Source organism: Fictibacillus sp. B-59209, assembly GCF_036216745.1.
Classification (GTDB): Bacteria; Bacillota; Bacilli; order Bacillales; family Fictibacillaceae; genus Fictibacillus_C; species Fictibacillus_C marinisediminis.
Genome location: NZ_JARMMC010000005.1, coordinates 144933 through 160229, shown reverse-complemented (window position 1 = coordinate 160229; position 15297 = coordinate 144933). Strand labels below are relative to the sequence as shown.

Annotated in this window: 16 protein-coding genes; 5 read left to right on the top strand and 11 right to left on the bottom strand. The window is 43.0% G+C overall.

The window, feature by feature from the left end; all coding sequences use genetic code 11:
- Positions 1 to 28 precede the first annotated feature (28 nt).
- On the bottom strand, positions 29 to 1117 hold the full coding sequence (locus P4361_RS03195) for a CotH kinase family protein (protein WP_328088278.1): 1089 nt from the start codon (positions 1115 to 1117) through the stop codon (positions 29 to 31).
- 210 nt (positions 1118 to 1327) lie between these two features.
- Between P4361_RS03195 and P4361_RS03190 the strand changes: the two genes are divergently transcribed.
- From P4361_RS03190 to P4361_RS03180, 3 genes are all read left to right on the top strand, one after another.
- The gene (locus P4361_RS03190; RefSeq protein WP_328088277.1) at positions 1328 to 1720 is read left to right on the top strand and encodes a hypothetical protein; all 393 of its coding nucleotides are present in this window, start codon (positions 1328 to 1330) and stop codon (positions 1718 to 1720) included.
- Between the two features lie 235 nt (positions 1721 to 1955).
- Positions 1956 to 2801, top strand: coding sequence for a hypothetical protein (locus P4361_RS03185; protein WP_328088276.1), 846 nt, complete (start codon positions 1956 to 1958; stop codon positions 2799 to 2801).
- 150 nt (positions 2802 to 2951) lie between these two features.
- Positions 2952 to 3731: a potassium channel family protein gene (locus tag P4361_RS03180; RefSeq protein ID WP_091003448.1), complete on the top strand. Its 780-nt coding sequence runs from the start codon at positions 2952 to 2954 to the stop codon at positions 3729 to 3731.
- Positions 3732 to 3750: 19 nt separating this feature from the next.
- Here P4361_RS03180 and P4361_RS03175 read toward each other — a convergent pair whose 3' ends face one another.
- The 3 genes from P4361_RS03175 to P4361_RS03165 all read right to left on the bottom strand — a co-directional run bounded on the left by P4361_RS03175 (position 3751) and on the right by P4361_RS03165 (position 7032).
- Positions 3751 to 4158, bottom strand: a complete 408-nt coding sequence (locus tag P4361_RS03175) for a YugN-like family protein (RefSeq protein ID WP_053357357.1) — start codon at positions 4156 to 4158, stop codon at positions 3751 to 3753.
- A 203-nt stretch (positions 4159 to 4361) separates the two neighbouring features.
- Positions 4362 to 5711, bottom strand: coding sequence for a glucose-6-phosphate isomerase (locus tag P4361_RS03170; protein ID WP_053357356.1), 1350 nt, complete (start codon positions 5709 to 5711; stop codon positions 4362 to 4364).
- A 157-nt stretch (positions 5712 to 5868) separates the two neighbouring features.
- Positions 5869 to 7032 carry an iron-containing alcohol dehydrogenase gene (locus P4361_RS03165; protein WP_053357355.1) on the bottom strand — a complete coding sequence of 388 codons (1164 nt, stop codon included), beginning with the start codon at positions 7030 to 7032 and terminating at the stop codon, positions 5869 to 5871.
- A gap of 243 nt (positions 7033 to 7275) precedes the next feature.
- On the opposite strand from P4361_RS03165, the gene P4361_RS03160 reads away from it, so the two are divergent.
- The gene (locus P4361_RS03160; RefSeq protein WP_062233296.1) at positions 7276 to 7512 is read left to right on the top strand and encodes a DUF378 domain-containing protein; all 237 of its coding nucleotides are present in this window, start codon (positions 7276 to 7278) and stop codon (positions 7510 to 7512) included.
- A 51-nt stretch (positions 7513 to 7563) separates the two neighbouring features.
- Here P4361_RS03160 and yugI read toward each other — a convergent pair whose 3' ends face one another.
- The 3 genes from yugI to P4361_RS03145 all read right to left on the bottom strand — a co-directional run bounded on the left by yugI (position 7564) and on the right by P4361_RS03145 (position 10411).
- Complete coding sequence (gene yugI, locus P4361_RS03155; RefSeq protein WP_053357353.1) at positions 7564 to 7962, bottom strand: S1 domain-containing post-transcriptional regulator GSP13; 399 nt, start codon at positions 7960 to 7962, stop codon at positions 7564 to 7566.
- Positions 7963 to 8144: 182 nt separating this feature from the next.
- The gene (locus P4361_RS03150; protein WP_328088275.1) at positions 8145 to 9527 is read right to left on the bottom strand and encodes a class II fumarate hydratase; all 1383 of its coding nucleotides are present in this window, start codon (positions 9525 to 9527) and stop codon (positions 8145 to 8147) included.
- Positions 9528 to 10243: 716 nt separating this feature from the next.
- Positions 10244 to 10411: a sporulation protein YjcZ gene (locus P4361_RS03145; protein WP_248253606.1), complete on the bottom strand. Its 168-nt coding sequence runs from the start codon at positions 10409 to 10411 to the stop codon at positions 10244 to 10246.
- Between the two features lie 174 nt (positions 10412 to 10585).
- Between P4361_RS03145 and P4361_RS03140 the strand changes: the two genes are divergently transcribed.
- Positions 10586 to 11458: an alpha/beta fold hydrolase gene (locus P4361_RS03140; protein WP_053357349.1), complete on the top strand. Its 873-nt coding sequence runs from the start codon at positions 10586 to 10588 to the stop codon at positions 11456 to 11458.
- Positions 11459 to 11470: 12 nt separating this feature from the next.
- Here P4361_RS03140 and P4361_RS03135 read toward each other — a convergent pair whose 3' ends face one another.
- The 4 genes from P4361_RS03135 to kynU form a co-directional block, all read right to left on the bottom strand.
- Positions 11471 to 12610, bottom strand: coding sequence for a conserved virulence factor C family protein (locus P4361_RS03135; RefSeq protein WP_328088274.1), 1140 nt, complete (start codon positions 12608 to 12610; stop codon positions 11471 to 11473).
- Between the two features lie 12 nt (positions 12611 to 12622).
- A complete protein-coding gene (locus tag P4361_RS03130; protein ID WP_062233283.1) occupies positions 12623 to 12910 on the bottom strand; it encodes a hypothetical protein in 288 nt (95 codons plus the stop codon).
- 306 nt (positions 12911 to 13216) lie between these two features.
- Positions 13217 to 13843 carry an arylformamidase gene (gene kynB / locus P4361_RS03125; RefSeq protein ID WP_328088273.1) on the bottom strand — a complete coding sequence of 209 codons (627 nt, stop codon included), beginning with the start codon at positions 13841 to 13843 and terminating at the stop codon, positions 13217 to 13219.
- The gene (gene kynU / locus P4361_RS03120) at positions 13843 to 15108 is read right to left on the bottom strand and encodes a kynureninase (RefSeq protein ID WP_328088272.1); all 1266 of its coding nucleotides are present in this window, start codon (positions 15106 to 15108) and stop codon (positions 13843 to 13845) included. Before kynU ends, kynB begins: the two co-directional genes overlap by 1 nt.
- Positions 15109 to 15297 lie beyond the last annotated feature (189 nt).

Below are 15297 nucleotides of genomic sequence, written 5' to 3'. Positions count from 1 at the left end.
CTGAACATTATTGTTCAGCAGGATTTTTTTATTGCAGACGCGTAAGCCGTTTCTTTAAATATTTATTTCTGTTTTTGATAAAGGCTAGAATAAATTCCGGCTCTTCATCAAAAATGGACAAAGACCGGTGTTTATATGGGTCTTTCACGAGATGCGGACGCAAAGACTGGTGTAAAGCAAGGATTTTTTGTTCCAAAGCCCTGCAAGTAAAGGCATCGTCGAGTATCTCTTCCATGATCCTTTTATACTGGCGTTTATAAGGCTTATGAAGCAAGAGCCGTGCTGTCAGTGTGTTATAGCCTTCAATCGGTACATATTTATTTCCCATGACATCACCGTGGATGTCTCTTCCCCACGTTGCATCATAATCCCAAGGCAGGATTTCAAAGCGTTTATTCTCTCCATTTTTATATAACGCGTAATTATGGATAAAGCCGTCAAAATTTTGTGTACAGACCGCACCTGCAAGCCACCTGAAATATTGATCGATATCCAGGAGGGGTTCAATTCGCGAAGGAAACTCTTTTTCAGATGAATTTAGAATACAATGCATAAGTTCACGGAGGCTGTTGAACGATTTGTTTGGATCAAATTTTATCTCATAACCTGCTGTTACTGATCTCTTTTCTTTTCCAGTCGTCGGATTATACTTCGAAAAGTTTGCATTTTCAGAGATCGCATAATAAATACTTCCTGCCGGCAATCCCCGTTTCTTTAAGAATTTCTGATCAACTGACTCAAGCTGAAGATAAACTCCTTGATAAAGCCCATTAATATACAATGTAACGTGCTGTGCTTCAGGTGACAGGACCCCGATATCACGAAAAAAATCCAAAGAAAGCTTATTTCTTATGAGAGACGGGTCATTGTATTCTGCATTCAAATGAATCCTTCTTGCTCCAAAAAAGGATTGAGATTTCATAAACAAAAGATCATAGGATTTTTTTGGAAATGAGCGAATATGGGCACCTCTGTACTTAATCAGCATTTCATATGGTTTATCCCCTGCTTTAATGACACCAGCAACAGCCTCGTTTGCCCATTTTCCTTTCTGAATCCATTTTACTCCCTTAAAGGGAACAGAAATATTGTACTCCGGTATAGCGTTATTTTGCATTTCTTCATTCTCCCTATCGTTGATACTTATCTCTATGATGAAGAGAATGCATGCGCTACATTCCAAGGTGAAAATGGGGCTGGTCAATTCTACTAACGCCCAAGCACTAATAAAAAATCAACGTACAATATGTTTGAAAAGAGATTGCTCAGTTATCTTCTTTTCGCCTACACAAGGATAGAGGAGGTTCAAGCATGAGCGTATGGCGTAATGATCCGTCTGAAAGTTCAAGTGGAAGAAGCAGTAAGCGTTCTGGAAAAAAATCTAGCAAAAGGTCTGGAAAACGTTCCGGAAAACGTCCCGGGAAGCGTTCTGGGAAACGTTCTGGGAAAAGATCAAGCAAGAGATCAAGCAAGAGATCCAGCAAGAGATCTAGCAAAAGATCCAGCAAAAGATCAAGCAAGAGATCAAGCAAGAGATCCAGCAAGAGATCACACAAGAGATCCAGCAAGAGATCACACAAGAGATCAAAGAAGAGATCACACAAGAGATCAAAGAAAAGAAGTTCATCTTCTTCCGAACACTGTTGCAAGCGCAGCTCTTCCAAAAAGCGTTCTTCTCATAAGAAGACCTGCAAACAAAGCTCGTCTTCTTACGTTTTAGATTGCAAAAAAGTGAAGAAAAAAAAGAAGCGTTCCAGTTCCTGCCACTAAAAATACTATTAATTATAACGGATAGAGCTTTGAGCTCTATCTTTCTTTTTATCCCGGGAATAGTAGGCAAATGTTTCTTTTTCATAGAAAGAGGCGCTTGTACCAGCGCCGAATGATGCTTGTTTACATATATACATACTATGCAACAACAAAAATGAATCTAAAGTTCTGAAAGGAGAACATGAATGTCTGACTATTATATCCAATCGTTGGTTGGCAGAAGGATAAATGTTAATAAAGGGGGGCCAGAAGCCAAGGCAGGGGAATTGCTTTATAGCGGCTATAACTATGTTGTTGTAGGTACAGATAAGGATGGCGTGGTTTACTATGCGACGCGTCACTTAAAGAGCTTTGGAGAGGTAGTCCAAAGTGACAATGAAACAGGAAACGGCGATGAAAATGCCCTTCGCACATGGGATTATTTCAAACCTTCCTGCTTTTCAGCCATTATGGATAACATGCTTGGCGAGAACATCCAGATTAACCGAGGCGGTCCTGAATCAAGACAAGGGAAACTTCTTTTAAGCACTTATGATTATATCGTCCTGTCAACTGAAAAAGAAGGGGCTGTATATTATAAGACCGAACATGTAAAAAGCGTGAGTGTCGTTCAACGGAAAGCGGACGGAGAAGGAGATACTGAATCCAGCAATGAAAGCGGTAGAAAGACCAGCAGAGCTTCTGGAAAGTCTACTGGAAAAGCAAGCGGCAGAGCTTCTGGAGGAAAGACTGGAAAAGCGAGCGGAAAACAATCTGGCAAGCAATCTGGCAAGCAATCTGGCAAGCAACGTTGCGAGAGCAGCAGCCAATCCGCTAACACAATCGCTCCAGATCCAGAGTTTTATCAAGAGTATGGATTCAACGATCTTTTTGACCGTTTAAAACTAAGAAAAGTCAAAATCAACCGTGGCGGTCCAGATGCTATTGAAGGTATGCTAACAGAATATGTCGGCGGCTATGTCGTTGTGTATGGTGAAAAAGAAATTCACCGCATTCTTCCTAAGCATATTAAAAGCCTCAGCTCACTGTAATTTAGCAGCTTACGATAAAGAAAGTCAATTGGGAATTTTCCGATTGGCTTTTTTGTCTTTTATCATTTTTCGGAAACATACTGGGCCAGCTTGGTTTTTCCTTACTTATTCTGGGACATACTTGTACTATCTTGCTCAAGGATGTGCTCCATGAAATTCGAGGATTTCTTTTTTTCATACTTGCGTCTTCCAATGCTGATTCGCTTGTTCAGCATCATCGGCTCACTGATGATTTTGTTTGGTGTTCTCATCCATTTTTTAGAGCCGAAAAATTTCCCTACTGTATTTGAGGGAATCTATTGGTCCGTCATGACAGCGGCAACTGTAGGATTTGGAGATTATGTTCCAAAGTCATTTATAGGCCGGTTTATGGCCATCCTCCTTGTTTTTTTTGGCGGTTCTTTTATCGCCTTTTTCACTGTCCACGCCGCTTCAGCTGTAATTAAAAGGCAAAATAAATACAAAGAAGGGAAATTAATGTTTAACGGAACCGGACATTTATGTATTGTCGGATGGAATGAGCGGGCTAAGCAGACCATCAGCACCCTTGCCAAAGAACCGACAAGACTCACGATTATTCTTATAGATTCATCGCTGAACGAAAATCCCTTATCGAATCAGGGTGTTCTTTTTATAAAAGGCAGCCCGGCGCAAGACCAAACATGGGAGATGGCCAACATTAAACAGGCAAAAGCTGTCCTTCTGACCGCCGACCAAAACATGAAAGAAGCAGAAGCCGACATGCACACCATTCTTTCCATTATTACGGTCAAAGGACTCAACCCTACTGTACATGTTATGGCTGAAATATTGACGCCTGAGCAGCAGAACAACAGCCTGAGAGCCGGTGCTGATGAATTAATTAATACGACATCTCTTGCCAGTGACTGTATGGCCCAGATTAGTCTTCAATCCATAAGAGAAGGGTAAGGAACATGTCCTTACCCTTCTAATCAGCCAACAATTGAGACTCTGTTTTTTCAATAAGCTTTTTGCCAATCCCAATCCATTTGTCATCGATCGACGCATCAGGGTCCTGGGGTTCTGAAAACTGATTTAAGCTTCCCGACAGATTCCCTACACTGACATTGTCATCGAGGCCAATCTGATATTTATGAGCCAGAAGAAACGGTTCTCCCAAGGTCACCATTGCTCCTTGGTCCCCGATTTCTTTTTCATAAGCGGTAAATGGAACTCTGACAAACGTATATCCGACTTCATCATCCAGTTTATAGTCAAAATATCCGTGATCATAATCCCAGTTGCCTCCAATGGTATACCCGAGTTGTTTGAGCTTGTCCTCCAGTTCATTAAAAGCAAACACTTCATTCTCAAGCTTACTTTGTAATGGAATCATGCTTATCTCCTTTTAGAGTAACGGTTTACCTTTTATCATCTCCAAAAGTATAAAAAATAAAGGGGCTGCCCAAGAAGTCTGGTAGCTGTTNNCCGCAGGAGTCTCGCACCTTGCACTCCAATCAACTTTTCATTGAAGATTTTTCACGTCAAAGGAGCTGCCTGAAGGTCAATTTTCGACTTTCTGGACAGCCCCTTTATGGATTAAAGGCGTTTTTCCAATTCTTCTTTTTCTTTCTCAAAGCCTGGCTTGCCGAGAAGCGCAAACATGTTTTTCTTATAGGCTTCCACCCCAGGCTGATCAAACGGGTTTACTCCGAGAAGATAGCCGCTGATGGCACATGCTTTTTCAAAGAAATACACAAGGTAGCCAAAATGATATGGCGTTAATTCTGGAATAGTAACAATTAAATTCGGTACTCCGCCGTCGGTATGTGCAAGCAAAGTTCCCTGGAATGCTTTTTTGTTGACGAAGTCCATTGTTTGTCCAGCAAGGAAATTCAATTTATCAAGGTTTTGATCGTCTTCCTCAATCTTAATTTCTTCGCGTGTATTCTCTACATTCAGTACAGTCTCGAACAGATCACGTCGTCCTTCCTGAACATATTGTCCCATAGAGTGAAGGTCAGTGGAAAAGTCTACAGACGCAGGATAGATCCCCTTGTTGTCTTTTCCTTCACTTTCACCAAACAGCTGTTTCCACCATTCAGAAACATAATGTAATCCTGGCTCATAGTTCACCATCAATTCAATGGTTTTCCCTTTGTTATACAGAGCATTTCGTGCAGCTGCATACTGGTATGCTTCATTTTCAGCAAGGTTCGGATTGGAATAATCCTTGCTTGCTTCTGCTGCTCCATTCATCATTTCATCAATGTTTACTCCGCTTACTGCGATTGGAAGAAGACCTACAGCTGTTAATACAGAATAGCGTCCTCCAACGTCGTCAGGAATAACAAAGCTCTCATAGCCTTCTTCATCCGCCAGCGTTTTCAGTGCACCTTTTGCACGGTCGGTTGTTGCATATATACGTTTGCGTGCTTCTTCTTTTCCATATTTCTCTTCAAGGAACTTGCGGAAAATACGGAACGCGATTGCAGGTTCTGTTGTTGTTCCAGATTTTGAAATGACGTTCACGGAAACATCCTTGCCTTCTAGTACTTGGAACAAGTCTTTAACATAAGTAGAAGAGATGTTTTGGCCTGCAAAAATAACCTGAGGAGTCTTGCGGTCTTCTTTAGAAAGCATATTGTAGAACGAGTGATTGAGCATTTCAATTGCTGCCCTTGCTCCAAGATAAGATCCGCCGATTCCAATAACGATCAATACATCAGAATCACTTTTAATCTTTTCAGCACTTTTTTGAATACGGGCGAACTCTTCTTTATCATATGCGGTCGGAAGGTCAACCCATCCTAAAAAGTCGCTTCCCGCTCCAGTTCTATCATGGATTTGCTCGTGTGATGCTTTTACTAATGCAGATAAATTTGATACTTCTTGCTCACCTAAGAAAGGCAAAGCTTTACTGTAATCAAAATGCAGTTTATTAGCCATGTCTTAAACTCCTCCGTTTTTTGTTCTGGTTTCTTTTACTTTAACCAAATAAAAAATGTTAATCAAGAAAACGGCCGCTTGAAAACGCTTACCCCAAGTAGTCGGAATGTTCTTACTTATTGCAAATAAAAAAGAGGGGAAGCTCCCCTCTTTTTTATTATAGAGACATGCGAAGGATTTCTAAAACATCCTCTTTGTTAAGCTTTTTAAAGTTGCCAAACTCGCCGTTTGCCATCGCTTTATCTGCGATCAGATCAAGTTTGGAATCATCGATGTCATAATCAGCAAGACGGTTCGGTGCACCTAAAGATGTCCAGAAAGCAGACAGTTTGTCGATCCCTTCAAGTGCCACTTCACGATCTGATTTCCCTTCTGTATCCACGTTAAACACGCGAACAGCCAGTTGCTTCAAGCGCTCTGGACCTTGATCAAGTACATGGCGAAGCAAGTTCGGGAACAGGATTGCCAGACCGCCGGCATGAGGAATATCATAAACGGCTGAAACAGCATGTTCAAGGTTATGAGTGGCCCAATCGCCTTGTACACCCATTGCAATAGTTCCGTTCAATGCCATTGTCCCATTATATAGAATGGTCTCACGAAGGTCATAATTCTCAAGATCTTCTACTAATTTTGGAGCTGCTTCCATTACCGTTAATAGAATAGATTCTGCGAAACGGTCTTGAAGATGAGCATTTTCAGTATGGTTCAAATACGTTTCCAGCACGTGCGACATCATGTCTACCATGCCATAAATCGTATGGTCTTTTGGCACAGTAAAGGTATTGACCGGATCAAGAATAGAAAACTTAGGGAACACAAGCGGACTTCCCCAGCCATACTTTTCATTGGTCTCCCAGTTGGTAATAACAGATCCAGCGTTCATTTCAGAACCTGTTGCTGCAAGAGTAAGAACTGTACCAAACGGAATTGCTTCTTTAGGAGTGCTTTTTTTAGTTACAAAATCCCAAACATCTCCGTCATATTTTGCTCCTGCCGCCACGGCTTTTGTACAGTCGATAACACTTCCGCCTCCGACTGCAAGAATGAAATCAATATTGTGCTCCTTACAGATTTCCACACCTTTTTTTACGGTAGTTAATCTCGGATTCGGTTCAACTCCTGATAATTCATGAACGTCTGCACCGATCTTGTTGAGCTCGGCTACTACTTGATCATATAGACCGCTGCGTTTAATGCTGCCACCGCCATAAACAAGCAATACCTTCTTGCCATACGGCTTCATTTCCGCAGACAGCTGGCTAAGTTGCCCTTTTCCGAACACTAAACGGGTTGGATTATAATACGTAAATGAATTCATTTATTTACCCTCCTTGATGTTCCAATACTTTCGTTAGTATTATCTATCAGGGTGAAATTAAAAGTAAAGAAATCGGCTCTAAACATTTTTATGATGTACAAATATTAAACGAAAGATTGAACAAATATTGAATTTTATTCAAAATAATGTTTATATTCGCCTTGAAGGTGGAAATGTATAATCGTAACAGAAAGAAGTCATCCTATTACTGCTATCTATTTAATTCCCTTAGGAGGTAATACCATGAATGGATTACAGCGGACTGCCTTAGCACTAGTTATTATTGGTGCCATTAACTGGGGTCTTATTGGATTCTTCCAATTTGACTTAGTGGCAGCTATCTTCGGCGGTCAAGATGCAGCTCTTTCCCGCATCGTTTACGGATTGGTTGGTTTATCCGGTTTATACTGCCTGACTCTTCTTTTTGCTCCAGCTCATGAAGTTGAACGTGAGGACCGCATCGAAACAAATCGTGTTTAATGAAATTAAAAAATAAAAAAGGTTCTTCCTCATAGGAAGAACCTTTTTTATTTACTTCTTAAGACGTTTGTTCAGTTGAGCTTGTCGGTCAGTTGACTCTTTCAACCACTCTTTAAGCTTTGCTTCAAGTGTGTTGAAACCTTTGGAAGAGTCTTGAGCCGCTTGCTTCTTAGGTGCAGGACGGCGTTCCTTTTTAGGGGCTTGAGCCGGAGCTTCTTGAGTTTGACGAATGGATAAAGAGATCTTTTTAGAATCTTCGTCAACAGAAAGAATTTTAACCTGAACAACATCTCCCACTTTTAATACGTCGTTAATATCTTTAACAAAGCTATGAGAAACCTCAGAGATATGAACTAATCCCTGAACTTCGTCGTTTAAAGCGACGAAAGCACCAAACGGTTTAATTCCTGTTACTTTACCTTCAACGATGCTACCTACTTCAAAATTCATGAAAACACTCCTAACTATTTTTTAACCTATTAAGTATAACACATACAGAAAATAAAATAAAACGTATGAAACAGGATAAAACGTCCTGACCATACTCATTTTCGTGCAAATAGGGCATAAGAATGACATTTGCATCTTTCCCATACCCAATTTTGCATGAAATGGAAACTTTTTTTGTAAAATTAGACCAGTTTTTCTGGATTTAACAAGGAATCCGCTTCTTCTTCTGTAACATATCCCTTTTCCACAGCCACTTCTTTTACCGTCTTACCCGATTTATAGCTTTCTTTTGCTACCTCGGCTGCTTTTTCGTAGCCCGTTTTTGGATTTAGTGCTGTGGCAATCGCAAGGCTCTGTTCCATCAGTTCTCTGATCCGGCTTTCATTGGCTTCCAGTCCATTGATACAGCGATCGGTAAACACGCTCAATCCTGAAGACAGGATGGTGATGGAGTGAAGAAGGTTTAAGCCAATGACCGGCATCATCACGTTAATCTCAAGCTGGCTGCCGATTCCGGCAGTGGTGATGCATGTATCATTGCCGATGACCTGCGCACAGATCATGTACATGTTTTCAAGGATGACCGGATTTACTTTCCCCGGCATGATGGAAGAACCGGGCTGTACAGCGGGTAAAATGAGTTCTGAGATTCCTGTTCTCGGACCTGAACTGAGCAGGCGGAGGTCGGACGATATTTTTATAAGATGAATGGCTAGTTCCTTTAAATGGCCGCTGATCTGGATAGCTGCCCCGTTATTCTGCATAAAGCGGAAACGGTCAGTCGGTGCTTTAAATGGAAGGCCCGATCTGTCGGCAACCTCTTTGATGGCTCTTTCAGCATATTCCGGATGGGCGTTGATTCCCGTACCCACAGCATTTCCCCCAAGTCCGATCTCAAAGAGGAACGGTTCACTCTGTTTTAATGCATCATAAACTTTTTGCAGACTTTCCGCATACCCTCCAAAGGAATGGCCAAGCCGCATGGGAACCGCGTCCTGGAGGTGGGTCCTGCCTGATTTGATAATGTGGTGAAAATCTTTCTGTTTGTTTCTGAGCGCTTTAATCGTTTTTTCAAGTGCCGGGTATAAATTTTGATACAGCTCTTGTGCTGCGGCAATATTGATGGCCACATGGATCGTATCATTTGTTGACTGTGCCATGTTCACATGATCGTTCGGATGGACCTTGCTCCAGTCCCCTTTCGAACCGCCAAGAAGCTCTGAAGCCCTGCTGGCGATGACTTCATTGGCATTCATGTTCTGAGAGGTTCCTGCTCCCGCCTGATACGCATCAACGACAAATTGATCCTTCAGCCTGCCTTCCATTATCTCCTCTGCTGCCTGGATAATCGCGTTTGCCTGTTTTTCCTCAAGTTCACCGCAATCTCTATTTGCTGCAGCTGCACTCGCTTTAATAATCGCCTGCGCTTTTACAAAAGCGAACGGCAGCCTTTGCCCGCTGATCGGAAAGTTCTCGACCGCCCGCTGCGTTTGTGCTCCGTAATATGCCTCCTTGGGCACCTTCACTTCCCCGAGTGTATCCTTTGCAATCCGATATTCCGTCATGACCACATCTCCTCTCTATCGCGGTGCCTTATCGCGGTGCCAGGCACCGCAATTACACACATGTCAAAGAGCGGTGCCTGGCACCCGCTTTTTGACCCGCATTTTGACCCTTTTTTTGACACTTTTATTACACATTCTCTGTATTCCCTTTTTTCCTTTTTTTTATGGTTTATCTTTGGCGGAGCTGTCCATAATGATAAGACAGCATTCAATATTCCCCCTTTTTCTTTTGGCAGGCATGCCACCACATGCCTGTTCTTTTTTGTCGATTTCTTATTCGGGCAGATCTCCCGCGCATACACGATGCAAACAAAAAAAGCCTCCCATGTGCAGAGACCTTGTACATCAATAGTATTATTCAGAAGATGCCCGGTTCGTCCTTTTTTTATGTAAGGCGATCACCCTGGCTGGAGATTTTTTAATTTTTCGGTGTTCCGTCCGAAAGCCTGCCTTTTTTTGTTTCATGAATGTTGCTTTTGAAATGGGACGGGGACGGGACCACGAAATAGACTCCGGATTTTTCCAGGAATCATGGGTGATCAGCTCGGTTTTGTAATAATAACAATTCCCGCTTAAGTATTCTTCACATATATATAATACGGTGTGTTTGCTATGCATCCGCTTTTCGCTCCATTTTTTGATACATTATCCCCTTTTTGATCCGCTTTATTCATGGAAAGAGCCTGAAGCTTAAGATCTTCAAGCCCTTCACTTCCTTATCTAAAGAACCACCATAAAGCTCCAACGATAAGGAGAAGTATAAATATGATAATCAAGACAGCCCATATCCAGCCCCAACCAAATCCAACGCCGCCACCGCCGCCAACACCATAGCCGTAGCCATAGCCATAGTACGGATAACCGCCACCATAAGGATATGCCATATTACAAACCTCCTTCATCTGTTGCGTCCTACACACTAATAAAATATGTAAGTCCAGGGTAAAAAGGAATAGAGGCAAATGCGGATTTTGTGCCTGTTCAAGGAAATTATTTCTTTTGTAAACGAAATAAGATTGGACAAAATAAACGAGACGTAAAGATGATGGAGGAATGCAATGGAAACTAAAACTCAGCCGCTGCTTACTCCGGCATATCGGAAAAGAATAGGCGAACTCGACCTTTATTATGAAGATTACCCACACAGGAATCCTGACGCCCAAGTTTTGATCCTGATACACGGGTTTCTTTCTTCAACTATCAGTTTTCGGAAGCTAATCCCGCATTTAGCTGAAGATTATCATGTAGTTGCCATTGATCTGCCGGGATTCGGTAAGAGCGAAAAGTCAAAAACATTTACGTATTCACTGGCAAGCTACGGCAAGCTCGTTCTATCATTCATCAAAGAAATGGGCTGGAGAGATGTCGTACTGATCGGTCATTCCATGGGCGGCCAGGTGGCTCTTCATGCATCGCGGCAGGATGGAAAACTGATCAGAAAGCTCGTGCTCCTCGGCTGCTGCGGTTACATCAAACGTGCGCGGTCTACCATGATCTGCTGCTCCTATCTCCCTTTTTTCTCATGGGGATTAAAGAGATGGGTGCTAAAAAAAGATCTTCGCAATAATTTAAGCGGTGTCCTTCACAACATTGATCTTGTAACAGAAGACATGATCAAGGAATACCGGGCACAATTTTTAGAAGACGGGTTTTTTGACAGCTTGATTCGTCTGCTCCGACACCGTGAAGGAGATTTAAAGCCATTTGAACTGAATTCAATTGTCCATCCCATTCTGCTCATTCACGGCAATGATGATAAAGTCATCCCCCTCACTACAGGAAAAAGACTTCACAGTGATTTAAAAAATTCAAGACTCATCGTCTATAAAGATGCCGGACACCTCATCATGGAGGAAAAACCGTTAGACTTGGCAAGAGACATCAAACAATTCATCTCCAGCGAAAAAGAAGCGCTTCAGACCTCCGTCTGAGCGCTTCTCGTTTTATTCGTTGTTTTCCCTGCTTTTCATCATCTGCTGCCAGACTGAACCTGCAGCTTCTTCCCCGCTCTGAATGCGTTCAAGCGCAATCTTTGCCTGGAGACGGACTTCAAACTCTGGATCGTCTTCTGCGTCTTCCAATGCCGGTATGGCCGTTTCGTCTCCTACTTCAAACAAAAATCGTGCAGCGCGCCAGCGGACCAGTTTATTTTTGTCATTGAGTGCTTCACACATGGCAGGAATCGCACTCGGATTCCCAAGGTCGGATAAACAGTCTCCTGCCGTTCGGCGAACCGCAACATTTTTATCTTTTAACCCGGCATAAAGCAGCGGAAGAACCGCTTCATCTTCAATCATGCCAAGATAAACGACAGCCAGGCGCCGGATCGAAGGCTTCGGATCCTTCAGTGCCTGCTTTAACACCATAATATCGTTGACCGTCGGGTTCATGCGTTCTAAAGCCGCATAACGGGTCTGCCAATCTTCATCCTGCATCTTTTCGGCAACTTCAGTTGTAGATACTTCTTCTTCCGGCGCTTCTTTCCCGGATTCCATGGAGAAAGCCTGCTTCACAAGCTTCTGAATCCGTTCTTCATCATAAGCGGCGGAGATTTCCTCGACGACTTCTTGTCCGACCTGTTCAAATGTTCCGTAGCGAACACCCTGCTCTTCCCATTTCCGTTCCATGACCAGGTTATCTGATGCTTTTTGAGCTTCGAGCGCCGCATTCATAAACCGCTCTGGAAGGCCTGCGCGCCGTTCTTCATTTTCGGTTTTCAGTTTTACTTGCATCGGCAAGCCTCTGAACATTTGAATGAGAACTGTAATTTCCAGGTACTCGTCTTCCTTTTTCTCCTGTCCGGACGCTTCAGATAGCTGGTCGTCCGAATCCCCGAATACTTCACGGACGCCTGCCAATACATCTTCCCAATCTGCTCTTGGATGACGGTCAAGTGCAATAAAATCTGCCACATGGTAAACGCTTTTCACGCCCTCCACCTTAAAGATTTCTTTAATATAATCAGGTGCATCATCAAGGTTTTCCTTCGTGTAGTTGTAGCGCTCGTTACCCGGCAGTGCTTCGTCCATATTAATTTTCATGGAGTTCGGACTTGGTGTCGGTTCAATGCCTTTAATCTTCAATACACTCACCCCTTATATCAGATCGTGTTCTTTTATATACGAAAGCATTTTCTCTTTCTCCCGGTCGGTAAACTTGTATTCACAGTCGACCCCTTCGTCATGAACAATAAAATCCTGTACCTCGCCATCACGATCGAACACAACGAGTGCACTCGGATCATAAAGATCACCAGGGAGTTTCGTCTCTGCTGACAAATCAAAATTCAGGTACACATTGATCCAATGCTCACCCTTCATTACTTCCGGATAAAAAGCGGTAAAATCAGCTTCAAAATAATTTTGAAATCCATACTTATACATAATGTTCCCCCGTATTGGCTCTATCTTCTTTTTTATTATAAACAATCGGAGGAAAGGAAACAAAGATGGCGGTTGTAGCATAGGAGAGTTTTCAGGTAATGCTGTTTTCTCTGGCTGCCGTTTACATAACTAGGTTTTGGCGGGTATTTAGGAGAATTCGGCGGGTAAACTCCCTGTTTTGGCGGGTAAATGCTTCATTTCGGCTTGTAAATGTATTCCAAGTCCTCGATCTGAATTGAAAAAACGTAAAAAGTGACGATTTCAGCCCGAAAATCATTCGGCTCAACCGTCATCTCTTCATTCACATTATATTTCTCTCAATACCGCACGCACAGGACTGCCATCCGCATCCTTTAACGGCAGCGGCAGCGCGATCAGCTCATATTCTCCTGGCTCCGCATCATCAAGGACGATACCTTCCAGGATATTAATGCCGTTTTGAAGCAAGGCATGGTGTGCAGGAAGCGCTTTGCTGTCGAGGACATCTACAGACGGCACATCAACTCCGATAAGCCTCACACCTTTTTCTGATAAAAAAGCAGCCAGCTTTTCATCTAGATAGGTGATCTTTTCCGGAAACACGGTTCTGTCCTGCCAAGAGCCTGTTTTCAGCAGCACACGCTCCGCTCCATCCAGCGGTTGATCCTCCAAATCCTCTGGAGCGATGACCTCTTTGCCCGTAACATCTATCACTATTGCTCTGCCGGCATAAATTTCAAGATCCAGCTGAAGTACCCGTTTTCCTTCACTATCAAAGTGATACGGCGCATCAATATGGGTGCCGGTGTGCGTGCTCATTTCCACTTTACCGACATTCACGGATCCTGATTCTGTTTTCGTCCAGGCTAAATCAAACGAGTACGGGGTGTCCCCCGGCCAGGTCGGAACGGACGAGGTCAAAGGCATGGAGATATCGATCAGTTTTCCAGCCATTACGCAATCACCTCTCTTACGTTTGAAAACTTTTCATACTGCTTCTCACCCATGATTTTTTTTAGCCGCTGAACCGCTTTATGTACATCTTCAAAAGAGGTATAAAGTGCAACAGGAGCGAGGCGGATCACATTCGGTGCACGGAAATCCGGCACGATGCCGTTCTCTTTTAAACTTTTACAGATTCTCGCTGCTTCGTCATGCTCCAGGCAAACATGGCCACCGCGACGTATATCATCCCTCGGATTCCCGATCGTAAATCCAAAGCCAGCAAGTTCGGTTTCAATCAGCTCCATCATATAGCGTGTCAGATTAAGAGATTTTTCTCTTAGCCGGTCCATTCCCGCTTCCTCAAAAATTTCAAGGGAACCGATTAATGGTGCCGTGCTTAACACGTGCGGGGTGCCGATCTGAAAGGCTCCCGCAGTATCCGCCGCCACGAAGTCATGGTTCATGTCAAACTGTTTATCTTTATTGGAACCAAACCACCCGGCTAGTCCAGGCTCTTTTCCAAAATGTTTAGCATTAATATAGAGTCCCGCAACACTGCCAGGTCCTGCGTTCAAATATTTATAGTTGCACCAGAAAGCAAAGTCAACATTCCATTCCGAAAGTTTATGAGGCACTGCCCCAATGGAATGGCATAAATCAAAACCGATCAATATTCCGCGCTTGTGGGCCTCAGAAGTTAAGCGTTCCATATCGAGCAGCTGCCCGCTTCGGTAGAGCACGGAGGGCAGCACAATAAGAGCTGCTTCATCCGTCATAGCCTTGATGATGTCTTCTTCCTCAATCATCCTGCCATCACGGCTTTTCACTCTGATCAGATGCTGGCCAGGGTCCAAGCTTCTTAATGCCAGCTGGCTTTTCAGTGCATAAATATCTGAGGGAAAGGTCAGCTCATCGGCTAAAATTTTCGATTTTGATCCTGAGGGTTTAAAAAAAGTGGATGTGAGCTGATGGAGGTTTCCAGTGGTGGATCCGGTAATAATGACTTCCTCCGGGTTTGCCCCAATTAGTGGCGACAATTTCTTCCCTAGTTCCTCGCTAAGTGTATACCATGGATGCTTTCCAGCCATCCAGCCATCAATACCGCATTCCTTCCAATCATTCAGCGACTCCAACAGTGTTTTCTCAGCTCTTTTCGACAAAAGCCCCAGCGAATTGCCGTCTAAATATAAAACGCCTTCTTTTAAATAGAATTCGTTCTTAAAGTTTTTCAGAAAATCTTTTTCGTCCAGTTCTTTCCATTTTCCTAGTTCCATCACTCATCCGCCCCTTTTTTGCTCTCTCTATTCATCTTAAACAATTCAGGGAAAAGCATCAATGCAAACGCTTACTTTCCAATAATATTACAGTTATGTAACAGCCAAATTATGACAGATTCCTAAAGAATGAGATACTATAATAAAATTGTGAGTTAAGCACTAGTAATTGGTTAAAATTGTATTTAT